The following is a 22155-nucleotide window of genomic DNA, read 5'->3' as shown; positions in this document are numbered from 1 at the left end:
GCCGAGGGGCCGGGGAGTGTCCACTTCCCGGCCCCTGGTGGTTGCCGATCAAGGCCCGTGGCAGACTTCCGGCATGCCGTCCCCTACGCAGCGCGCGCTGACCGCAGTTCCGGAGAACTTCCGTCCGTTCCTGGTCAAGCACCGCAAGTTGGTGAAGTTCCTCGTGGTCGGAGGAACGTGCTTCGTGCTCACCATGCTGATCAACTTCGCTCTGAAGATGACCGTCTTCGAAGCCAAGCCGCTGGTCGCCCTGACCATCGCGACCGTGATCGCCACTGGCGTGTCGTACGTGCTGAACCGGCAGTGGTCCTTCCGGGCCGCCGGCAAGCAGCGCGAGGCGGTGCTGTTCGTGGTGGTCAGCGCTCTCGCGGTGGGCGTGAACGACCTTCCGCTGGCGGCCTCGCGCTACCTGTTCGACCTGCGCGAGCCGCACGTCACCCACTTCACCCAGGAGGTCGCCGACTTCCTCAGCGGCATGATCCTGGGCACCCTACTGGCGATGGTGTTCCGCTACTGGGCGATGAACCGGTTCGTGTTCACCCGGTTGTCGGAACGGGTGAACACCGCGGAGCAGGGGCGGGCGACCGAGCGGGTCTGACCCCGCCCCCTTCCGTGACGGCCGCTCACGCCTCCGTCGGGGCAGGGCGGCCGACGACCGGCGGGCGGGACGCCGCGACGAAGGTCACCGCGACGCCGATGGCGGCCCAGACCGCCAGCACCGTCAGCGGCATCGCCATCGCGGACGAGCCCAGGTAGGCGATGGAGCGGGTGGCCGAGGTGCCCGCGCCGTTCGGGATCCACTCGCCGATCGCCCGCCAGAACGTGGGCAGCAGCGGCGGCGGGTAGACGCCGCCCGCGCTGGGATTGCCCAGCACCACGAAGATCAGCACGGCCAGGCCGATGCCGATGACGTCGAACAGACACTGCAGTGCCATGGTGAACGCGCCGACCGAGAACACCACCAGTGCGCCGACGGCGCTCAGCGCCAGGATCGAGCCGGGCAGCGCGTTCAGGATCGGTCCGGTGATCAGCGTGCCACCGAGGCCCGCGGCGACCGAGTACAGCGCCAGGGTGCCCAGGCGCACACCGGCCCGGTGGACGTTGGCGGGACGGGCGCCGGCGCTGACGCCGAGGATCGAGGCGACCAGGTAGCCGCCGACGCACCAGCCGACCACCAGGTAGAAGCTGGACAGGCCCTTGCCGTCGCCGGAGGCCAGCGGAATGGTGTCCTGCACCTCGACGGTGCGGTGCTGGGCGGCCGCCACCTTGGTGACGATCAGCTCGGCGGCGCCGGAGGCGGCCGGGCCGCGGGCCTCCGCGACCAGCAGGGTGTCCTGGGTGCCGGCCGGGTCGAACACCCAGGCCGCGTAGATCTTCTGGTCCTTGATCCGGGCCTTCGCGGTCTCCGCGTCGGGTTCGACGGAGGCACGCACCGCGTTGTCCGGGACGGACTCCAGGGCGGCCGTCAGCTTCGGGGCGATCTCGGGCGGCGCGACCACGGCGATCGACAGCTCGTGCGGCTTCGGCTGGTGGAGCGCGCCCACGTACGAGGTGATGAAGCCGAGCTGGAGCAGCAGGACGGCCACCACCAGGAAGAACGCTCGGGGGGTCACCGCGTCCTTGAGCTCGTTGACGAAGCCCTTCGCAGGCTCTGCCATGTGCGGGCATCTCCCTATCAATCCGGTACCAGTACACAAATCGGATACTTAATATCATGAAACAGTTGCGCCCCGGGGAAAATGCAGGCTGCGCGATACTGAGCGCCATGAACGACCCCGTGGCGGATCCGAACGCCGCCGAACTGGCATTTCTCGCGGTCGAGCGCGAGGTGGCGACGCTGTTCCGGCGCAGCAGGGCGCGGGCGGCCGAGGTCTCCCGCCTGGTGCACCCCGAGCTGGAGGCCGGGGCGTACGTGCTGCTCGCGTTCATCCGGGAGTCCGGGCAGGCCCGGGTGACCGACATCGGGCTGCACTTCGGCGTGGGCAAGGCCACGGTGAGCCGGCAGATCCGGGCGATCGAGGAGCTGGGGCTGCTGCGCCGGGAGACCGATCCGCTGGACCGGCGGGCTTCGCTGGTGTCGCTGACCGAGGAGGGCGAGCGGCGGTTCGCGGCGGCCCGGGAGGTGCGGATGGGGCGCTTCCGGGCTTCGCTGGCGGCGTGGGAGGTGGGCGAGCTGGAGCAGTTCGCGCGGCTGCTGGAGCGGTTCAACGAGCTGACCGAAGGGATCTGACCGGCTCTGACCGGCTCTGACCTGGGGTTTTGGGAAGCCCCTTTACTTTGGCTTGAAGAAAGTTGCCCCAGTCAACTATCCGCGTATAGTTGCTTGAGGCAACGAACTTTTCACGGTCGAAGGAAGCGCATGTCGACGACCCCCCAGGCAGTACTGCAGACCCGGATGTCCCACCGCCAAGTGCTCGAAGCCCTCTCGGGCCTGCTGCTCGGCCTGTTCGTGGCCGTGCTGTCCTCCACGGTCGTCTCCAACGCCCTCCCGCGGATCCTCACCGACCTGCACGGCGGCGAGTCCGCCTACACCTGGGTGGTCACCGCCGCCCTGCTGTCGATCACCGCCGCCACCCCGCTCTGGGGCAAGCTCTCCGACCTGGTCAGCAAGAAGCTGCTGGTCCAGATCGCCATGGTGATCTACGTGCTCTCCTCGGCGCTGGCCGGCCTCTCGCAGAGCATCGGCATGCTGATCTTCTGCCGCGTCCTGCAGGGCATCGGGGCCGGCGGTGTGATCGCGCTCGGCCAGATCTGCCTGGCCGCGATGGTCCCGCCGCGCGAGCGCGGCCGCTACAGCGGCTACTTCGGCGCGGTGTTCGCGCTCGCCACCATCGGCGGCCCGCTGATCGGCGGCGTCATCGTGGACACCTCCTGGCTCGGCTGGCGCTGGTGCTTCTACGTCGGCGTCCCGTTCGCCCTGCTCGCCATCCTGGTGCTCCAGCGCACCCTCAAGCTCCCCGAGCAGACCGTCCGCAAGCCGAAGATCGACTACCTGGGCGCGGTGCTGATCACCGCCTCGGTCAGCCTGCTGATGATCTGGATCTCGCTGGCCGGCAAGAACTACGACTGGCTGTCCTGGCAGACCGCGGTGATGGTGCTCGGCGGCCTGGCGCTGGCCGGGCTGTTCGTCGCCGTCGAGAAGCGCGCCGCCGAACCGCTGATCCCGCTCGACCTGTTCCGCCACCGCACCGTCGCGCTCGCCTCGGTGGCCTCCGCCTTCGTCGGCGTCGGCATGTACGGCACCACCACCTTCCTCGGCCAGTACTTCCAGCTCGCCAAGGAGAAGACCCCGACCCAGGCCGGCCTGCTCACCCTGCCGATGATCCTCGGCCTCGCGGTCTCCTCCACCGTGGCCGGCAAGCTCATCACCAAGTACGGCAAGTGGAAGGGCTACCTGGTCGGCGGCACCGTGCTGCTCGCCGTCGGGCTCGGCCTGATGGGCACCGCCCGGGCCGACACCCCGTACGGGCTGCTCGCGCTCTACATGGCGGTGGCCGGCATCGGCCTCGGCCTGACCAGCCAGAACCTGGTGCTCGCGGTGCAGAACACCGTCCCGCGCCACGAGCTCGGCGCGGCCAGCTCGGTGGTCACCTTCTTCCGCACCATGGGCGGCGCGATGGGCGTCTCCGCGCTCGGCGCGCTGCTGGGGCACAAGGTCGCCTCGTACATGGCGGAGAACTTCGTCAAGGCCGGCCTGCCCGCCCCCGCGGGCGGCGGCGACGGCATCCCCGACCTGCACGCGCTGCCCGGGCGGATCGTCCCGCTGGTCACCGACGCGTTCGGGCACGGCGTCGGCACCGTGTTCCTGGTCGCCGCCCCGTTCGCCGTGGTCGGCTTCCTGCTGGTGCTGTTCATCCGCGAGGTGCCGCTGCGCACCACCAGTGACGACCCCGGGGCCGCCGCCCCGGCCGGCAAGGCCGCGGAACTGGTCACGGACTGATCGCTGCCGACATGCGTGAAGGGCCCCGCCGGATGGCGGGGCCCTTCGTCGTGTCTGCTCGCCCGGCGCTACTTGGCGGCGATCAGCGAGATGCCGTACAGCACCACCGCCGCGCAGGCGGCGAAGCACACGCCTGCGGCCACCAAGGCCGGGACGCCCTTGCCGGTGCCCGCTTCGACGGCCGCCTCGCGGCGGGAGAGCGCCAGGTTGCCCAGCGCGAAGACGGTGACCACCGCGAGGGTGACGGCCAGGCTGACGCCCGCGGTCTCGGCCAGAGCGGCCCACTTGATGTGCATGGTTCGTTGTCCTCTCAGGCCGCGATGGTGGTCTGGCCGGTCGGGCCGCCGGTGACCGGCAGGTCCACCGTCTCGCTGTCGTTCACGTTGTCGGCGTGCACCGGCTGGCGGCGGGAGATCATCCACATCGAGCCGGCGCCGAGCACCAGCGCCACGCCGACCACGGCCACGCCCCAGTCGCCCTGGTCGGCGATCAGGGCGGCCAGCCCGGACACCACGGCGGCGGCCGGCAGGGTCAGGCCCCAGGTGTAGACCATGCGGCGGACCATGCCCCAGCGCAGCTTGCCCGACGGGCCGCCCAGGCCCGCGCCCATGATGCCGCCGGAGCAGACCTGGGTGGTGGACAGGCCGTAGCCCATGTGCGAGGAGGTCAGGATCACGGTGGCGGCGGCGGTCTCCGAGGAGAAGCCCTGCGGCGGCCGGATGTCGGCCAGGCCGGAGCCCAACGAGCGGATGATCCGCCAGCCGCCCATGTAGGTGCCCAGCGCGATCGCCAGGCCGGAGCTGATGATCACCCAGGTCGGCGGGCCGTCGCCCTTGTGCAGCTGGCCGGCCGAGATCAGGGTCAGCGTGATGATGCCCATGGTCTTCTGCGCGTCGTTGGTGCCGTGCGCCAGCGAGATCAGCGAGGAGGAGAAGACCTGGCCCCGGCGGAAGCCCTTCTCGGTGGACTTCTTCGGGGAGTTCCCGCTGATCAGGTAGGCGATCTTGGTGGCGCCCCAGGAGGCCACGCCCGCGATGATCGGGGAGGCCACCGCCGGGATCAGGATCTTGGAGACCACGGTGGAGAAGTTGACCCCGCTGATGCCGGCGCCAACGATGGTCGCGCCGATCAGGCCGCCGTACAGGGCGTGCGAGGAGGACGAGGGCAGGCCCTTCAGCCAGGTCAGCAGGTTCCACAGGATCGCGCCGACCAAGGCGGCGAAGATGATCGAGGGTTGCAGTCCGGCCTTCTCGTTGACGATGCCGCCCGAGATGGTGGTGGCCACCTTGACCGAGAGGAATGCGCCGGCGAAGTTCAGCACCGCGGCGATGGCCACGGCGACCTTGGGCTTGAGGGCGCCGGTGGCGATGGAGGTGGCCATCGCGTTGGCGGTGTCGTGGAAGCCGTTCGTGAAGTCGAAGGCGAGCGCCGTGATGATCACAACGGCCACCAGGAACGTGATGTGTTCCATACCCAAACAATCGTCGAAGTGGTCGGACTGACGTTGCTGTCCTCGGTGACCGTAGGAAGCCTCGGTGAACGGGAGGTTAACTCGGCGCGGAGTCATGGTTCCGTGAGTGGCGCGGAAGTTGCCGGAACGTCGGTTTCCCATGGAGATCGCAGCGGTTGATGAGAGGGTTGTCACACTCCGGCGCGGATGAGAATTCACTTCACGCTCCCCTGGCCACCTGCCGGGAACCCCCCTGGACATGGCAGGATCGGTCCGATCGCCGACGAGACCAGGGGAGGGCCGGCCGATGGGGGCAGGGCAGCGCGCGGAATCGACCGGACTGCGGCCGTGGGTGCGGGCCGCGCTGCGCTGTGGGGCGGTGATCGCCGTCGCCGCACTGGCCCTGCCGTTCGCCTCCGCCGCGTACGCCGCGCCGGACCCGGGCACCTCGTCCGCCGCCCCCGGAGCCCCCGGCGCCGACCCGTTGGCCGAGGCCAAGCGGACCCTGGGCCCGCTGCTGGAGCAGCTGCACACCTTCTACCAGGAGGCCGAGGCCGCCACCGAGCAGTACAACGGCACGGTCGCCCGGCTCGCCGAGCAGCAGGCCACCGTCCAGGACCTGAACGCCCGGGTGGGGCGGCAGCAGGAGGCCGTGGACACCGGCAACGACCTGGCCGCCCAGCTGGCGGGCGCGCAGTACCGCAACAGCCAGATATCCGGGTACGCCGAGATGCTGCTGGCCAAGGACCCGTACGAGGCGGTGGTGATCGCCGAACTGCTGGACTCCGCCGGGCGCTCGCAGAAGGCGTTCCTGGACCGGCTGAAGTCCGACCGGGACGCGCTGGCCGCCGCGCAGCTGGCCGCCCAGCAGGCGCTGGCCGACGCGCAGGCGCTGGCCACCCAGCAGGAGCAGCAGAAGAACACCGTGGCCAAGAAGCTGGCCGACGTGGAGACCCTGGTCGGCTCGCTCACCGGCGCCCAGCGCAGCGAGCTGGAGGAGCTGGAGAAGCAGCAGGCCGACCAGGCGCAGCTGACCTTCCTGGCCTCCGGTGCGCTCGGCAAGGGCGAGCGCACGCCGTCCGCGATGGGCCGCAAGGCGGTGCAGTGGGCGATCCAGCAGCTCGGCAAGGACTACGTGTGGGGCGGCTCCGGGCCGGACGTGTTCGACTGCTCGGGCCTCACCTCGCAGGCCTGGCTGCACGCCGGGAAGGCCATTCCGCGCACCAGCCAGGAGCAGTGGGCGCAGCTCAAGCACGTGCCGCTGAACCAGATCCGCCCCGGCGACCTGGTGGTCTACTACGGCGGCGCCACCCACATCGGGATGTACATCGGCGGCGGCCTGATCGTGCAGGCCCCGCGCACCGGCGACGTGGTGAAGGTGTCGCAGGTCGGCGCGATGCCGATCCTGGGCGCCGTCCGGCCCGACCCGGACGACTCGGCGGACGAGGCGGGCGGTGAGTGGAAGGTGCCGGACGTGAAGGTCGGCGGCTCGAAGATCGGGCCCGCCAAGGCGTCCACGCTGCCGCCCCCGCCGGCACCGGGCACGCCCGCCCCCGGCACGCCCGCGCCGAACGTTCCGTCGCCGGACCCGAAGCCCAACAACCCCGGCACCAGCCCGTCGCAGCCCAGTGGCAGCGGCTCGCCGAGCACCGGTTCGAGCAGCTCGCCCAGCGGTTCGGCGAGCGGGTCGGCCTCCGGCTCGCCGTCCGGGTCCGCGTCGGCCTCCGGGCCGGGGTCGGCCGCGCCGACCGGCCGCTGACCGGCCGCTGACGGGCCACCGTCGAGGGACGGCGGCCCGGCGGGTCAGGCTTCGGTGGGTCGGACTTCGGTGGGTCAGGCTTCGGCGGGGCGGGTGGTGGGCTCCAGGCGGACCAGCACGGCCTTGGAGGTCGGGGTGTTGCTGATGTCCGCGGTGGAGTCCAGCGGCACCAGCACGTTGGTCTCCGGGTAGTAGGCGGCCGCGCCGCCCCTGGCCACCGGGTAGTGCACCACCCGGAAGTGCGGGGCGCGGCGCTCCACGCCGTCCTTCCACTCGCCCACCAGGTCGACGAACTGCCCGTCGGCGAGGCCGAGTCCGGCCGCGTCGGCGGGGTTGACCAGGACCACCCGGCGGCCGCCGGTGATGCCCCGGTAGCGGTCGTTCAGGCCGTACACGGTGGTGTTGTACTGGTCGTGCGAGCGGAGCGTCTGGAGCAGCAGCCGGCCCGGCGGGACGTCGGGGGCGGTGAGCGGGTTGACGGTGAAGTTGGCCTTGCCGGTGGCGGTGGGGAAGCTGCGGCTGTCGCGCGGGGCGTGCGGCAGGGCGAAGCCGCCGGGGCGGCGGACCCTGGTGTTGAAGTCGTCGAAGCCGGGGACGACGCGGGCGATCCGGTCCCGGATCAGGTCGTAGTCGCGGGCGAACTCCTCCCACGGCGTGGGGTCCTGCGGGCCGAGCGCGGCGCGGGCCAGCCGGCTGACGATCGCCACCTCGGAGAGCAGGTCGGGCGCGGGCGGGCGCAGGCCGCCGCGCGAGGAGTGCACCATGCCCATGGAGTCCTCGACGCTGACGAACTGCGGGCCGAGCGTGCTGACGTCCCGGTCGGAGCGGCCCAGGGTGGGCAGGATCAGCGCCCGGGCGCCGGTGATGACGTGCGAGCGGTTCAGCTTGGTGGAGACGTGCACGGTCAGCCGGCAGCGGCGCATCGCGGCCTCGGTGGCGTCGGTGTCGGGGCTGGCGGAGACGAAGTTGCCGCCCATCGCGAAGAAGACGCGTATCCGGCCGTCGCGCATCGCCCGTATGGTGTCGACGGTGTCGTGGCCGTGCTCGCGCGGCGGCTCGAACGCGAACTCCTTGCCCAGGGCGTCCAGGAACGCGGTGCTGGGGCGTTCGAAGATGCCCATGGTGCGGTCGCCCTGCACGTTGCTGTGCCCGCGCACCGGGCAGACGCCGGCGCCGGGGCGGCCGACGTTGCCGCGCAGCAGCAGGAAGTTGACCACCTCGCGGATGGTCGGCACCGAGTGCTTGTGCTGGGTCAGGCCCATCGCCCAGCAGACGATGATCTTCTGCGAGGAGAGCACCAGCCGGTGCAGTTCCTCGATCTGCTCCCAGGGCAGGCCGGTGGCGGCCAGCGTGGCCGGGCGGTCGAGTTCGGCGGCCTCGGCGGCGAACTCCTGATACCCGGCGCAGTGTTCGGCGACGAAGGCCTCGTCCACCGCGCCGGGAGTGGTGAGCAGCAGGTGGTTCAGCGCCCGGAACAGCGCCAGGTCGCCGCCGAGGCGGATCTGCAGGAACAGGTCGGTGAGCTTGGTGCCGCCGCCGACCAGGCCGCGCGGGGTCTGCGGGTTCTTGAACCGCTCCAGGCCGGCCTCGGGCAGGGGGTTGACGCTGACGATCTTCGCGCCGGCCCGCTTGGCACGCTCCAGCGCGGAGAGCATCCGGGGGTGGTTGGTGCCCGGGTTCTGGCCCGCGACGATGATCAGGTCGGCCTGGTACAGATCCTTGAGCGAGACGCTGCCCTTGCCGACCCCGAGGGTCTCGGTGAGCGCCGAACCCGAGGACTCGTGGCACATGTTGGAGCAGTCGGGCAGGTTGTTGGTGCCCAGCCGGCGGGCGAACAGCTGGTAGGCGAAGGCCGCCTCGTTGGACGTCCGCCCGGAGGTGTAGAACGCGGCCTCGTTCGGGGAGTCCAGCGCGGTGAGTTCGGCGGCGATCAGCGCGAACGCCTCGTCCCAGCCGATCGGCGCGTAGTGGGTGGCGCCCTCGTCGAGCAGCATCGGGGTGGTGAGCCGGCCCTGCTGGCCGAGCCAGTAGCCGGAGCGCTCGGCGAGTTCGGCGACCGGGTGGGCGGCGAAGAACGCGGGGGTGATCCGGCGCTCGGTGGCCTCCTCGGTGACCGCCTTCGCGCCGTTCTCGCAGAACTCCGCCAGGTGCGGCTTGTCCGGATCGGGCCAGGCGCAGCCCGGGCAGTCGAAGCCGCCCTGCTGGTTGACCTTGCGCAGGGTGGACAGCACCCGGCCCGGCGACATCTGGTCGGCGGCCATCCGCAGGGTGTGCCCGATGGCGGGCAGCCCGGCGGCGGCGTGGGCCGGGGGCCCGACGTGCGGCGCGTCCTGGGCGGGGTCGCGGTGCGGGGGCTGCTTGGCCATGGCGGACTCTCCGGAGGGCTCGGGGTGCTTGGAGCGTATCCGGTACGGCGGCGGGTGTCGTGGGGTGGTGGTCAGGCGTCTTTCTGCAGCTCCGCCAGCAGCCGCCGGGCGACCGCGTCGTTCTGACGGAAGGCCGGGGCGTCCGTGCGGGGGCGGGCGAAGGCGGCGGGGGCGCGGGTGGTGGTGGGGGGCACCGAGGGTGGTGCGGCGCGGGTGCGGGTGGCCGCCGAGGGCGGGATCGAGCAGCCGGGCGTCCGGGTCGGTGCGGATCAGGCCGGAGCGGTAGCTGTGGCCGTCGGGGTCGGTGAGGTGTTCCTCGCCGATCCTGGCCTCGTGCAGCAGCCGGCGCAGCAGCGGGTCGGCGGTGCGGTCGAGGGCGTGCCGGGGCAGGAAGGCATCGGCCAGGGCGGTGCCGTGGACGCCCCTCAGCACGAGTGCACCCGCGCCTTCCTCGCCGAGGTCCGCTGAGCACCGTTCACTTGTCAGGTGCCGTGGGCCTCACCAGCCGTGCGGGATGCGCTCCAGCACTCCGCCCGCGAACACGTCGTACAGCGGCAGCGGCTCCAGGTGCACATAGCCGATGTGACAGTCGCACTCGCCCAACGGGCAGGCCCGGGGCCGCAGTTGAGCCCGGTAGGAGTCGTCGTACAGGTTGCCCAGCGGTGGCCGGACGAAGTGGCAGCGGCGCACCGTGCCGTCCCCGTCCACCGACACCACGCTCTCTCCGGTGCGGCACGGCAGGCCCGCGCTGCGGTGCGGGCGGCGGCTGTAGCCGAACAGCGGGTCCAGCTCCGTCCACTCGGCCGCCTCCGCGTCGGTGTAGGTGAGCCCGTCGGCCGCGTTCACCCACAGATAGACGGACGGCGGCAGGGCCGCGCGCAGCCGGCGGGCCGCCGCCAGGTGCTCCGGTTGGCCGACCACGCCGACGCTGAACCGCACGCCCAGCGCCGTCAGTTCGGCGCACTTGGCGAGGAAGCGCTGCTCCGTCACCTGGCCCGGGTGGTACGTCACCCAGAGCGCCAGCTTCGACAGGTCCGCCTCGGCCAGCCAGCCGGTGCGGCAGCTCGCGTTGGTCTGGATCGCCACCCGCTCCAGGTGCGGCAGCCGGCTCAGCTCCACCATCGCCCGCCGGTACCAGGACCGCACCAGGCCCTCGCCCCACGGCGTGAACAGGACGGACAGGCCGCCGTGCCGGTACGCCGCCGCCCAGGCGGTGAACCGCTCCAGCGCGGCCCGGTCGGTGCGCAGCAGCTCCGGGGTGTCCCGCCGCTTGGCGAACGGGCAGTACGGGCAGTCGTAGTCGCAGGAGGACAGCGGGCCCCGGTAGAGGATCGTCAGCGCGCTCATCTCGGCGAGTACTCCGCCATCCGCGCGCGCACCCCGGCGGAGAACAGCCGCGGGCCGATCGCGTCCGACCAGGCCAGGCCCTCCGGGGTGAGCAGCAGCCGGTGCTCGGTGCCGGCCAGCCAGCCGTTGGCGGCGAACTCGGCCAGCTCGGACGGGAAGTCCTGCCCGGGGGTGCTGCCGAAGCGCTCCCGGTAGGCCGCCAGGTCGACGCCCTCGCCCTGCAGCAGCGACTGCACCAGGTGGCGGCGGCGGGTCTCCTCGTCGGTCATCGCCCAGCCCAGTTCGGCGCGGGTGAAGTCCGGTGCGGCCACGTAGTCGCCGATGATCCGGCGCACCTCGCGGGCGTCCACCGCGTAGTCGAAGGAGTAGTGCAGCTTCGAGGTGTACGAACGCGCCCCGCAGCCCAGGCCCACCATGCCGTCGGTCTGGCAGGCGTACTCGCCGGCGCTCGCGCTCGCCGCGCCGGCCCGGCGGAACATCCGCATCGACACCTGCTGGTAGCCGTGCGCCAGCAGGTGGTCGCGGCCGGCCCGGTACAGCGCCAGGCGCTGAGCGTCCCACTCGCGGGAGGGCGTGGTGTCCGTGTGGCGGCCGAGGCCGGTCAGCGGACGGACGTACAGCGGGTACAGGTACAGCTCCTCGGGCTGCCAGCGCAGCGCCGCGTCCAGGGACGTGATCCAGCTGGCGGGCGTCTGGCCGTCGATGCCGTAGATCAGGTCGATGTTCAGCACCGGGAAGCCGGCGTCCCGGACCCGGCCGAGCGCCGCCTCCACCGCCGCCCGCTTCTGCGGCCGGACCGCCGACCTGGCCTCCTCGTCCAGGAACGACTGCACGCCCAGGCTCAGCCGGGTGGTGCCGCGCTCGGCCAGCACCTTGAGGCGGTCCGCGGTGGCGGTGTCGGGGGAGGCCTCGACGGAGAGCGGGACGGCCCGCAGGTCCGCGCCCATCCGGTGCTCGGCGATGTCGCAGAGGCGCTCCAGCTCGGCCGCCGTCAGGTAGGTGGGCGTGCCGCCGCCGAACGCCGCGAGAGCGAATCCGGCGGTGTCCGCGAGTGCCTCCCGGACCTGGACGGCCTGCCGCTCCAGCGCGTCCAGGTAGGCCGTGGTCAGGCCCTCCGGGCTGCCGATCCGGGTGAACAGGTTGCAGAAGCCGCAGCGCACCTCGCAGAACGGGATGTGCAGGTACAGCGAGAGGGCGTCCTGCTTCTCACCCCGCCACAGCTCCGCCAGCGGCGGGCGGTCGGGCAGCGGGCGATAGGCCGTCTTGTGCGGGTAGGCGTACACGTACGACTGGTACGGGGACTGGAGGGTCGCTGTCATGGCTGTTCCTGGGGCATGGCCGGGAGGGTGAAGTGCGCGTACGGCACCGTCCAGACCACTTCGTGGCCGATCCGGTGACCGGTGTAGCCGTCCTCGCCGTACGCCGTGCCGTGGTCCGAGCAGACGATCGCGAAACACGGACGGCGGGCGGACATCGCCGCGAACAGCCGCCCCAGGTGCGCGTCCACGTACTCCAGCGCGGCGGCGTGGCTGGCCCGGGAGTCGCCGTCCTCGCGGGTCGCGCCCGGGAGGTGGAACCAGTTCGGCTGGTGCAGCGCGGAGACGTTGACGAACAGGAACAGCGGCTGGTCGGCCGGCTGTTCGGCGGTGATCCGCTCGGCCACCGCCACCTGCGACTCGAAGGAGGTCGGGGACGGGACGCCCAACCCCGGTGCCCAGTGGCTCTCCTGGAACAGCCCCGGGAGAACGGAGCCCAGCGGGCCCTGCTTGTTGAAGAACCCGACGCCACCGATGCAGACCGTGCGGTACCCGGTCGCGGCGAGGGCCGTCGGCAGGTCGGGCGCGTCGAACACCCAGGTGCGGGACTCGGTCGACTCGGATCCGGCGAAACGCGCCGCGAACAGCCGCGGGTGCGGGCCGTTCGGCGAGGCGGGCGTGGGCAGGAAGCCGGCCAGGATCGCCTGGTGGGCGGCGTAGGTGAAGCTGCCGGGGGAGTGGCGGCGCTCCCACCGGCCGTTCGGGATCACCCGGGCGAGGTTGGGGAGGCGGCCGGCGGCGAGAAGCTCCTCGGCGACGTCGAAGCGGAGGGTGTCGAGGGTGACGAGGAGGAGGTCGTGGGTGCCGACGATGTGGTTCATGTCGGGTATGTCGTGGTGCAACGGGGTTCCTTCGGGTTACGCGGCCGGGGCGTCAACCGGCCGTGTGAGCGGCGGATTCGGCCGGGGCTGCTCTTCCGCTTCGCATGGGTTCCGCCCCGGAGGGGACGCGGGGCTCGGGAGAGGGGCTGTCGCGGAGCTCCGGCGGAGAGCTTCCGAATACTTCGGCGAAGCCAACTGTGCCGCGTAGGTGTCGAGTCCCGGGGCCGGGCCGTCCGCCAGGCCCGGGAGCTTGGGGAGGAGGTCGCCGAAGGCGTTGACCTCGCCGACCAGGGTACGGCGCCAGCGGGCGCGCGGGAGCAGGTCGACGCCGACCATCGGGGCGTGCGGGAAGCAGCCCGCGGCGGCCTCCGCGGTGGCGAGCAGGGTGGGCCAGGTGCCGCCGGCGGCGGCCCGGACGGACGCCAACTCGCCTCGTGCGCCGCCGAGATGGAGGTTGGTCATGGGGTGCCGGCTGGTGCGGACCACCACATGGGTGGCTCGGCCGCCGACCACCAGCACCCGCAGGTCCGCAGCGAGACCGCGCTGCCCGGACTTGGGTACCCACTGCTCGACGTGCAGGCCCTCCGGGGCGAGCCGGTCGACCAGTGCGGCGACCTCGGCCGCGTCGCGGTAGCGCCGGACAGTCAGCGAGTTGTGCAGTCCGTCCGGGGCGACCTCCACCGAGGTGGTGGCCTGGACCTGCCCGCGCGGGCCGAACTCCAGCGCCACCACCCCCGAGGCGGACGAGCCGTGCACCGGCTTGAGGAACACCCGGCGCATCCCGGCGGACGCCATCCGCTCCCGCAACTCCTCGAAGGAGGACGGGAGTTCGCCGGGCAGCGCGGGCGGAACCGGCACCCCGGCGGCGGCCAGCACGGCATGCGCGCGGCGCTTGTCGAACATCACGGCGATCTCCTCCGGATCACCGAGCATCCGCACCCCGGGCCGGGCGGCCAGCTCACGCAGCGCGGCGGTGACGCCCGCGTACCAGGCCGGACCGCCCTCGACCCGGGTGGCGGCGTAGCCGTCGCCCAGTGCGGCGCCGCGCAGCAGCCGGTCGGCCTCCGGGTCCTCGCCGGGCGAATCGACCCGGACCACCGCGTCGGGCGGCAGCTCGTACCGTCCGCGCAGCACCGAGGACCAGCTCAGCACGGCGGGCTCCGGCAGGCCGGCGGCGCGGGCCGCGGCGGCGAACAGGGTGACCCTCCGGTGCCCCGGGCAGCCCAGGACGACCAGCTGTGGCGACGTCAACTCGCGCTCTCCTACTCGGAGATGGCGACGTAGCGCCAGTTGTCGTTCGGGTCCTCGGCGTCGGAGAGGTCGATCTCGACGCCGGGCAGGGCGTCCCGCAGGCGCTTCTGCATGCCCTCGGTGAGGTAGTGGTGGTGCAGATCGAGCTTCTTCAGGTGGCTGAGCGGCTGGCCCTCCAGCAGCGCCGCCGCGCCCTCGTCGGTGAGCGCGCCCATGGACAGCGCCAGCCCGGTCAGCCGGGGCACCACCGGGGCCTGCGCGACCAGGGCGGCGATCCGGTCCTGCTGCTCGGCGTTCTGCAGGCCCAGGTACGTCAGCGACGGCAGGTTGGCGCCGGACAGGAACGGGCCGAGATCCTCCATCGTCCAGTCGCCGCCGTAGTTGTCGACGCCGAGCCACAGTTCCAGCTTCTCCAGCGCCGGGAAGTCGCAGGCGGCGACCGAGCGGACCACCGAGCCCGGCAGGCCGCCGGCCTCGAAGCGCAGCGCCTTCAGCTTCTGGTGCTTCACCGGCTTCAGGGAGAGCGGGTCCTTGCCGTCGTAGTCGCCGTCGGAGCCGCGCACCACCAGCTCCTCCAACTGCGGGAACGCTTCGAGGACCGGCGTGATGTCGCACATCTGGATCCAGGAGATCTCGCACTCCTCCATGATGATGTCGCCGATGAACAGCGCCCGCAGCGCGGGGAAGCGGTCGGCGGACGCGAGCACCACCGGCAGCGTCTCGGACAGCGACTCCGGCTCCTCGGAGAACCACGGGCCGATCACCAGCGCGGTGACCTCCTCCAGCGCGACGGTCTTCAGGAACGCCGCCCAGACCTCGCCGAACTCGCGCTCCTCCTCGTAGTCCAGCCCGATCCGCCAGGCGGTCGCCGCGGCTGCCGGCAGCTTATTCCCCTCCGCCTCGGCGGTCCGGAAGTCGGTGACCGGGAGGCCGTGGAACTCCTCGATGTGCTGATTGATGGTCATGCGCCGCTCCTCGCTGCTCGTCGTGGGGCCTGACCCTGTCTACCAGCCGCCCCCGACGTTCACCCGCACGGGGAGTTTGCTGGCGTGGTGTTGTCGGTGGGACCGCCTAGTTTTCCGGTCGGGACGTCCGGCGCCCGGCCGGACCCGACCGCGGGAGGACCTTCGTGTACCGCCAGGGTGACGTACTGATCGTGCCGGTCGAACAGAGCGCGGTCCCGGCCGCGGTGGCCCACCTGCCGCGCCAGCCGCGGGACGGCCGCGGCCGGCTGGTGCTGGCCCTCGGCGAAGTCACCGGCCACGCCCACGCGGTGGTCGGCCCGGGCGAACTGCTGCGCGAGTCCGGCCCGTTCGGCCGCGCCTGGCTGCACCTGCCGGAGGGCGGCAAGGTCGTGCACGAGGAGCACGCGGCGATCGCGCTGCCCACCGGCTGGTTCCGGGTGGTCCGGCAGCGCGAGTACGCGCCCGGCGCGGTCCGGATCGTCGCGGACTGACACCGGCACACCCCGCAAGAGAGTGAGGACAGAACTGATGAGCACGCAGCTGACCGGCCGTCCGGCCGACGCCTCGGTGGCGCACTGGCGGGCGGTCGCCGCCGCCACCGGACCGGCCGACCGGGCCACCGCCGAACAGGCCGTCCGGGCCGCCTACCGGGCCGCCGGGCTGGCCGAGCCCGCCGAGTTCCGCTGGTACCCCTCGCCGCTCGCCGCCGTCACCGAACTGCTCGACCACCGCGAGGAGTTCGGCGCGAACCTGCGCGAGCAGGTGCGCACCGCCGCCTGGGAACGCGCCCGCGACGCCGCGTTCGCCGCGCACGGCCCCGCCGGCTGGGCCGAGATCTGGGGTGCGACCGGCGCCGAACTCGCCGCCACCACCGCACTGCCCGCCGAACGCGTCCGCGCCGCGCTGCTCGACCACTTCGCCCCCGAGCCCGAACCGCTCGGCTGGGAGGAATCCCGCAAGCCCGAGAACAAGGAACTCCGCCGGGTGGCCGGCGAAGCCCGCGCCAAGGCCCGCCTCGCCCTGCTCGACGCCGTCGCCGGCCAGCACGACGCCGCCTGGTTCGCCGCCTTCGACACCGCCGGCACCGGCGACGAGGCCCTCGCGGCGCTGGCCGGGGTCGCCCGACAGGCCGGTTGGTGGTGGCCGTACGAGAACACCGTGCTGCTCAGCGAACGCCCCGTCGCCCTGCACCGCGACGAGGCCGGCCGCCTCGACCGCGCCGACGGTCCCGCCCTCGCCTACGCCGACGGCTTCGCGCTGTACGCGTGGCGCGGCATGCCCGTCCCCGCGGACTTCCTGGAACAGCTGACCGGCCTCACCGTGGAGCGGATCCGCACCGAGGAGAACGCCGAGCTCCGCCGCGTCATGCTGGAGCACTTCGGCTACGACCGCTACCTCGCGGAGAGCGGCGCGGAGCCGCTGCACCGCGACGAGACGGGCATCCTCTGGCGGATCCAACTCCCGGACGACGAACCGGTGGTGATGGTCGAGGTGGTCAACTCCACGCCCGAACCGGACGGCACCTTCCGCACCTACTACCTGCGCGTCCCGCCCTCCGTCCGCACCGCGAGGGCGGGCGTGGCCTGGACGTTCGGGGTCGAGGAGGCGGAGTACCGCCCCCAGCGGGAGACCTGACGGCGCGAACGCAGGTGGGCGCGAAACCTGGCGGGCGCGAAGACAGGTGGGTGCGAACGCAGGTGGGCGCGAAGACAGGGGCGCGGGGAACTGCGCGACAAGCGCACACCACGTCCGCAAGGTCGCGATCAAGTGCAGGTCATTGTCCTGCGTCGCGATCTTGCGGTTGGGTGCCTTCCGCTTCGCGCAGTTCTCCCCCAGCCCTAGCGGGCCGGGAGGTACCCCCACGCGCCCCTGTCTGTGCACCCGCTGCCGTTTCCCCGCGCCCGCCTGCGTTTCGCGCCCTCTTACATGCCTATGTCCCGAAGGCGAGCCATGAGCACCCCCGCCGGGCTGTCCTCCGTCTCCAACTGGAGCCAGTGGTGCAGGACTTCGGCCGTCTGCTGGTCGCGGACGGCCGTCGCGGCGGCCATCACCACGAACTGGTCGACCAGCCAGTCGCAGAGGGAGTCGAGCGGGATCTGGCGGCCCTCGTCGAGTCGGCTGAGCGCGGAGGCTTCGACCACGGAGATCCAGGAGCGCACCAGCAGGGTGAGTCGCGGGCCGGCCTCCCGTACTGCCAGGTGGCGCAGGGTGCGCCGGATCGCCGCGCGGCGGACCTCGTCGACGATGGCCGAGGTGCGGGCGGTCTCGACCACCGAGCCGCCGCGCAGCAGCGCGGCGTAGCCCGCGGCGTGCTCGTCGACGAACGCGAAGTACTGGTGCAGGACGGCGGCGAGCTGCTGGGTGGGGGTGCCGGGGGTCGCGGAGACCGTGAAGCGGCGGGTGAGTTCGGTGGCGGCGCTGCGCAGTGCGGCCTCGTAGAGTTGCTGCTTGCCGCCGGCGAAGTAGCGGTAGACGAGGGGGCGGGACGCGCCGGCGGCCTCGGCGACGTCGTCCAGCGAGACGTCCTCGGGCGGTCGGGCGGCGAACAGTTCGAGGGCGACGGCGATCAGCTGTTCGCGCCGCTGCTGGACGGGCAGTCGGCGGTAGGTGGCGCGCCGGGGGCGCTCCGCCTGGGTGGGGGACGGGGTCGCTGCCATGGGTGCCAGCGTAATCGCCGGGCGGGCCGTTGCCGCCGACCGCAGACTGTGAGCAGAATTCGGCGGATCATGATGAGGAGCGGCCGGTGCGGTGGGTTCGGGCGGTCGGGCGGTGGATCGGCAGGTCTCCGGGGACGTACGTGTGGCTGCTGCTGCTCGCGGTCACCAGTTTCGTGGTGGCCCGGATGGACCCGGCCGCCCTGCACTACTTCCTGCAGAGCCGGTCCACCAACATCGACCAGCTGACCTCGCATCCGGTGCACGTCCTGCTTGCCAGCCTGATCTGGACGGAGCAGGCGAACTTCTGGTTCTACTTCGTGATGTTCCACATCTTCCACGTCCCCGCCGAGCGCTGGCTGGGCACCGGGCGCTGGCTGACGGTGGCGCTGAGCGCGCACGTCCTGGCGACGTACATCAGCCAGGGGGTGGTGGCCTGGGGCGTCCACCATCACGTGTTGCCGATGAACATGGCGAACACCGTGGACGTCGGTGTGTCGTACGCGCTGGCCGGGGTGGAGGGCGTGCTGACGTGGGGTCTGGCGGGCGTGTGGCGGCGGGTGTACGGCTACGGGCTGGTGGTGTTCTACCTGGTGCCGCTGCTGGTCTCGCACACCTTCACCGACCTGGGGCACTTCTGCGCGGTGCTGATCGGGCTGGCGTTCCGTCCGATCACCCGGGGCCGGCCGGTCTGGGACCCGTCGCAGGCGGTGCGGCGCCGGTGGCCGGTACGCAGTTGACGCGGTCCCTTCCGGTTGGGGCTTGAATTCGCCCGTCGCTGCGACAGGATGGCCGGATGGCTCATGAACTGAACGACCGTCATGCCGGCGGCTCCACCCCGCGCCGCATCGCCGATTCCTATGTCCACGCCCTTGCCGAGCTCGACCCGCTGACCGCGGTCTATCTCGGGCTCAACCCGGAGGACGACCGGCTCACGGACCTGTCCCCGGCGGGTACCGCCGCCCTCGACGACCTGGCCCGCCGCACCCTCGCCGAGCTGGACGCGCTGGAGGCGGCCGGCCCGATCGAGGACGAGGCGGAGCGCCGCTGCGCCCGGCTGCTGCGCGAGCGGCTGACCGCGGAACTCGCGGTGCACGACGCGGGCGAGGAGTTCCGGTCGGTCCGCAACCTGGGCTCGCCGGTGCACAACACCCGCGAGATCTTCACCCTGCTGCCCACCGACACCGACGAGGACTGGCTGCGGCTGGGCCGCCGGCTGGCCCGCTTCCCGGAGGCGGTCGCCCAGTACCGGCAGACCCTGGAGGAGGGCGTGCGCCGCGGCCTGCTGTCGGCGCCGCGCCAGGTCGACACCGTGGTCGGCCAGTTCGGCGAGTGGATCGAGTCCGAGCGTCCCGGCGGCTGGTTCGGCGACCTGGTCGCTCCCGCGCCGGAGCACCTGCGGGAGCAGCTGACCGCCACCGCGGTCGAGGCGACCGCTGCCCTCGCCGAGCTGCGCGACTGGATGCGCGAGGTGTACGGTCCGGCCGCCCAGGGCACCCCCGACGCGATCGGCCGCGAGCGCTACACCCGCTGGGTGCGGTTCTGGACGGGCGCCGACCTGGACCTGGACGAGGCGTACCGGTGGGCGTGGGAGCAGTTCCACGAGCTGGACGCGCAGATGCGGGTCGAGGCGGAGAAGGTGCTGCCGGGGGCGAGCCCGATGCAGGCGATGAAGTGGCTGGAGACCGACGGCCCGGCGATCCGCGGCGAGCAGGAGGTGCAGGAGTACCTGCAGGGCCTGATGGACCGGGCGATCAACGACCTGCAGGGCGTGCACTTCGACCTGGCCGATCCGCTGCTGAAGGTGGAGTCGCGGATCGCCCCGCCCGGCAGCGCCGCCGCCCCGTACTACACCCAGCCGTCGCTGGACTTCTCCCGCCCCGGCCGGACCTGGCTGCCCACCCTGGGCCGGGACGCGTTCCCGGAGTGGGACCTGGTCTCCACCTGGTACCACGAGGGCGTCCCCGGCCACCACCTGCAGCTCGCGCAGTGGACGTACGTGGCGGACCAGCTTTCCACCTACCAGGTCACCCTGGGCGGCGTCAGCGCCAACATGGAGGGCTGGGCGCTGTACGCCGAGCGCCTGATGGACGAGCTGGGTTACCTCACCGACCCGGGTCACCGCCTGGGCTACCTGAACGCGCAGATGATGCGTGCGCTGCGGGTGATCGTGGACATCGGCATGCACGCCGAGCTGGAGTTCCCGGCCGACTCGCCGTTCGCCGCGGGCGAGCCGATGCTGCCGGAGCGCGCCCGGGAGTTCTTCGGCGCGTACTGCGGCCTGTCCGCCGAGTTCCTGGACAGCGAGCTGGTCCGCTACCTGGGCCTGCCGGGCCAGGCGATCGGCTACAAGCTCGGCGAGCGGGCCTGGCTGAGCGGCCGGAGTGCGGCCCGGGCGGCGGCCGAGGCGCGCGGCGAGGAGTTCGACCTGAAGGCGTGGCACATGGCGGCGCTGTCGCAGGGCTCGCTGGGCCTGGACGACCTGGTGACGGAGCTGAGCGCGCTGTAGTCGCAGGAGTGTCCCGGGTGGCCGAGCGGCCGGGCACCCGGGTCCACCGTCCCAAATCGCGACAAAGCCGTACATACTGCCTTGCCGATGACCGGATCGGGCGTTTGGCTGGAGAGAGCGCCGTGCGCGCCATCCAGGCCCATTCCCGACTCGGCGGAAGGCGGTCCACCGGTGACCTCCCAGCACGCCCCCGAAACCCAGCCGGCCGATCCGCGCCGCTGGTGGGCCCTGGCGGTCATCGCCATCGCCCAGCTGATGATCGTCCTGGACGCGACGATCGTGAACATCGCCCTCCCGTCCGCCCAGCACGACCTGGGCATCTCCAACGCCAACCGGCAGTGGGTGATCACCGCCTACACACTGGCCTTCGGCGGTCTGCTGCTGCTCGGCGGCCGGATCGGCGACCTCTTCGGACGCAAGCGCACCTTCATCGTCGGCCTGCTCGGCTTCGCCGCGGCGTCCTGCCTCGGCGGCTTCGCCACCAGCGGCGGCATGCTGTTCGCCGCCCGCGCCCTGCAGGGCAGTTTCGGCGCGCTGCTCGCCCCGTCCGCGCTGTCGCTGCTGTCGATCACCTTCCGCGACCCGCGCGAACGGGCCACCGCGTTCGGCGTCTTCGGCGCCCTGGCCGGCGGCGGCGCGGCGATCGGCCTGATCACCGGCGGTCTGCTCACCGAATACCTCAGCTGGCGCTGGTGCCTGTACGTCAACGGCCCGATCGCCGCGGCCACCGCGCTCGGCGCCTACTACCTGCTGCGCCGCGACCACATCGACCGCTCGCACCGGGTCCGGCTCGACCTGCCCGGCGCGGTGCTCGGCTGCGGCGGACTGCTGTTGATCGTCTACGGCACCTCCGAGGCCGTCGATCGCGGCTGGGGCGACTGGCTGGTGCTCACCGCGCTGTGCACCGGTGTCGCCCTGCTCGCCGTGTTCGCCCTGGTCGAGCGGCGCACTCCGCACGCGCTGCTGCCGATGCACCTGGTCCGCGAGCGCAACCGGGCCGGCAGCGCGCTCTCGGTCGGCCTCGCGGTGATCGCCATGTACGGGCTGTTCCTGTTCCTGACCTACTACATGCAGGTGGTCAAGGGGTACTCGCCGATCCGGGCCGGCGTCTCCTTCCTGCCGATGACCGGCGCGATCATCCTCAGCTCGGCCGGCATCGGCTCCCGGCTGATGACCCGCATCCCCACCCGCGCCCTGATCGTCCCCGGACTGCTGATCGGCGCGGGCGGCATGGCCTGGCTCACCCAACTGCGGGTGGACAGCTCGTACCTCGGCCTGGTGCTGCCCGCCGAACTGCTGCTCGGCATCGGCCTCGGCCTGGTCTTCATGCCGGCCATCAACCTGTCCACCCTCGGCGTCGCCCCGCAGGAGACCGGCGCCGCCTCCGCCATCATCAACAGCGCCCAGCAGGTCGGCGGTTCGATCGGCACCGCGCTGCTCAACACCATCGCCGCCAGCGTCACCGCCAGCTACCTCGCCACCCGCAACCCGACCGACCCACTGGTCCAGGCCCAGGGCGCGGTGCACGGCTACGCGGTCGCCACGGTCGTCGCGATGGGCATCCTGCTGTTCGCCGCGGTGGTCGCGTTCCTGATGATCACCCACCGGCCCGCCCCGGGCGAGGCCGAGGGCCGGACCGCCCAGACCGAGGCCAGAGCGGTGGCCTGACCGGAGCGCCCGGTGCCGCCGTCCCCGTACCCGGCCCCGGACATGAGACCCTGCTGTCCGCCACCGGAAATCTCACGAGTCTCCCAGCCAGGAATCACGGCATTTCCAG

19 protein-coding genes are annotated in these 22155 nt (G+C 72.3%); 9 read left to right on the top strand and 10 right to left on the bottom strand.

The genetic code is table 11. The features are described from left to right. Positions 1–73: 73 nt before the first annotated feature. Positions 74–598, top strand: a complete 525-nt coding sequence (locus ACFV18_RS12715) for a GtrA family protein (RefSeq protein WP_380482276.1) — start codon at positions 74–76, stop codon at positions 596–598. Between the two features lie 25 nt (positions 599–623). Here ACFV18_RS12715 and ACFV18_RS12710 read toward each other — a convergent pair whose 3' ends face one another. Next, a complete protein-coding gene (locus ACFV18_RS12710) occupies positions 624–1658 on the bottom strand; it encodes a DUF3533 domain-containing protein (protein ID WP_380482274.1) in 1035 nt (344 codons plus the stop codon). A 107-nt stretch (positions 1659–1765) separates the two neighbouring features. Between ACFV18_RS12710 and ACFV18_RS12705 the strand changes: the two genes are divergently transcribed. Further along, complete coding sequence (locus ACFV18_RS12705; RefSeq protein WP_380482272.1) at positions 1766–2230, top strand: MarR family winged helix-turn-helix transcriptional regulator; 465 nt, start codon at positions 1766–1768, stop codon at positions 2228–2230. A 129-nt stretch (positions 2231–2359) separates the two neighbouring features. Further along, positions 2360–3940: an MDR family MFS transporter gene (locus ACFV18_RS12700; protein ID WP_380482270.1), complete on the top strand. Its 1581-nt coding sequence runs from the start codon at positions 2360–2362 to the stop codon at positions 3938–3940. A gap of 68 nt (positions 3941–4008) precedes the next feature. On the opposite strand, the gene ACFV18_RS12695 is transcribed toward ACFV18_RS12700, so the two are convergent. Both ACFV18_RS12695 and ACFV18_RS12690 read right to left on the bottom strand, forming a co-directional pair. Then, positions 4009–4236 carry a hypothetical protein gene (locus ACFV18_RS12695; RefSeq protein WP_380482268.1) on the bottom strand — a complete coding sequence of 76 codons (228 nt, stop codon included), beginning with the start codon at positions 4234–4236 and terminating at the stop codon, positions 4009–4011. Positions 4237–4250: 14 nt separating this feature from the next. Beyond that, entirely contained in the window at positions 4251–5411 is a 1161-nt protein-coding gene (locus ACFV18_RS12690; RefSeq protein ID WP_380482266.1) for an anion permease, read from the bottom strand. A gap of 286 nt (positions 5412–5697) precedes the next feature. On the opposite strand from ACFV18_RS12690, the gene ACFV18_RS12685 reads away from it, so the two are divergent. Then, on the top strand, positions 5698–7149 hold the full coding sequence (locus ACFV18_RS12685) for an NlpC/P60 family protein (protein WP_380482264.1): 1452 nt from the start codon (positions 5698–5700) through the stop codon (positions 7147–7149). Positions 7150–7223: 74 nt separating this feature from the next. On the opposite strand, the gene ACFV18_RS12680 is transcribed toward ACFV18_RS12685, so the two are convergent. The 6 genes from ACFV18_RS12680 to ACFV18_RS12655 form a co-directional block, all read right to left on the bottom strand. Further along, the gene (locus ACFV18_RS12680) at positions 7224–9515 is read right to left on the bottom strand and encodes an FdhF/YdeP family oxidoreductase (RefSeq protein ID WP_380482348.1); all 2292 of its coding nucleotides are present in this window, start codon (positions 9513–9515) and stop codon (positions 7224–7226) included. A 498-nt stretch (positions 9516–10013) separates the two neighbouring features. Further along, entirely contained in the window at positions 10014–10862 is an 849-nt protein-coding gene (locus ACFV18_RS12675; RefSeq protein WP_380482263.1) for an STM4011 family radical SAM protein, read from the bottom strand. Continuing rightward, positions 10859–12181 carry an STM4012 family radical SAM protein gene (locus tag ACFV18_RS12670; protein ID WP_380482261.1) on the bottom strand — a complete coding sequence of 441 codons (1323 nt, stop codon included), beginning with the start codon at positions 12179–12181 and terminating at the stop codon, positions 10859–10861. Before ACFV18_RS12670 ends, ACFV18_RS12675 begins: the two co-directional genes overlap by 4 nt. Beyond that, positions 12178–12999, bottom strand: coding sequence for an STM4013/SEN3800 family hydrolase (locus ACFV18_RS12665; protein ID WP_380482346.1), 822 nt, complete (start codon positions 12997–12999; stop codon positions 12178–12180). Before ACFV18_RS12665 ends, ACFV18_RS12670 begins: the two co-directional genes overlap by 4 nt. A gap of 36 nt (positions 13000–13035) precedes the next feature. Next, positions 13036–14250: an STM4014 family protein gene (locus ACFV18_RS12660; protein WP_380482259.1), complete on the bottom strand. Its 1215-nt coding sequence runs from the start codon at positions 14248–14250 to the stop codon at positions 13036–13038. A gap of 11 nt (positions 14251–14261) precedes the next feature. Continuing rightward, positions 14262–15215, bottom strand: coding sequence for an STM4015 family protein (locus ACFV18_RS12655; RefSeq protein ID WP_380482257.1), 954 nt, complete (start codon positions 15213–15215; stop codon positions 14262–14264). A 164-nt stretch (positions 15216–15379) separates the two neighbouring features. Between ACFV18_RS12655 and ACFV18_RS12650 the strand changes: the two genes are divergently transcribed. Both ACFV18_RS12650 and ACFV18_RS12645 read left to right on the top strand, forming a co-directional pair. Continuing rightward, positions 15380–15706, top strand: a complete 327-nt coding sequence (locus ACFV18_RS12650; protein ID WP_380482255.1) for a hypothetical protein — start codon at positions 15380–15382, stop codon at positions 15704–15706. A gap of 37 nt (positions 15707–15743) precedes the next feature. Then, the gene (locus tag ACFV18_RS12645; protein ID WP_380482254.1) at positions 15744–16850 is read left to right on the top strand and encodes a DUF6745 domain-containing protein; all 1107 of its coding nucleotides are present in this window, start codon (positions 15744–15746) and stop codon (positions 16848–16850) included. Between the two features lie 287 nt (positions 16851–17137). Here the strand turns inward: ACFV18_RS12645 and ACFV18_RS12640 are convergent, their stop codons facing one another. Then, on the bottom strand, positions 17138–17872 hold the full coding sequence (locus ACFV18_RS12640) for a TetR/AcrR family transcriptional regulator (protein ID WP_380482252.1): 735 nt from the start codon (positions 17870–17872) through the stop codon (positions 17138–17140). Positions 17873–17958: 86 nt separating this feature from the next. Between ACFV18_RS12640 and ACFV18_RS12635 the strand changes: the two genes are divergently transcribed. The 3 genes from ACFV18_RS12635 (at position 17959) to ACFV18_RS12625 (ending at position 22046) form a co-directional block, all read left to right on the top strand. Then, a complete protein-coding gene (locus ACFV18_RS12635; RefSeq protein ID WP_380482250.1) occupies positions 17959–18609 on the top strand; it encodes a rhomboid-like protein in 651 nt (216 codons plus the stop codon). 56 nt (positions 18610–18665) lie between these two features. Next, positions 18666–20378 carry a DUF885 domain-containing protein gene (locus ACFV18_RS12630; RefSeq protein WP_380482249.1) on the top strand — a complete coding sequence of 571 codons (1713 nt, stop codon included), beginning with the start codon at positions 18666–18668 and terminating at the stop codon, positions 20376–20378. An 87-nt stretch (positions 20379–20465) separates the two neighbouring features. Further along, a complete protein-coding gene (locus ACFV18_RS12625) occupies positions 20466–22046 on the top strand; it encodes an MFS transporter (RefSeq protein ID WP_380482247.1) in 1581 nt (526 codons plus the stop codon). Positions 22047–22155: the final 109 nt, after the last annotated feature.

The organism is Kitasatospora sp. NPDC059673 (assembly GCF_042734215.1).
In the GTDB taxonomy this organism is placed as follows: domain Bacteria; phylum Actinomycetota; class Actinomycetes; order Streptomycetales; family Streptomycetaceae; genus Kitasatospora.
The sequence above is the reverse complement of the archived record's forward strand: the minus strand, read 5'-3'. Positions and strand labels throughout refer to the sequence as shown.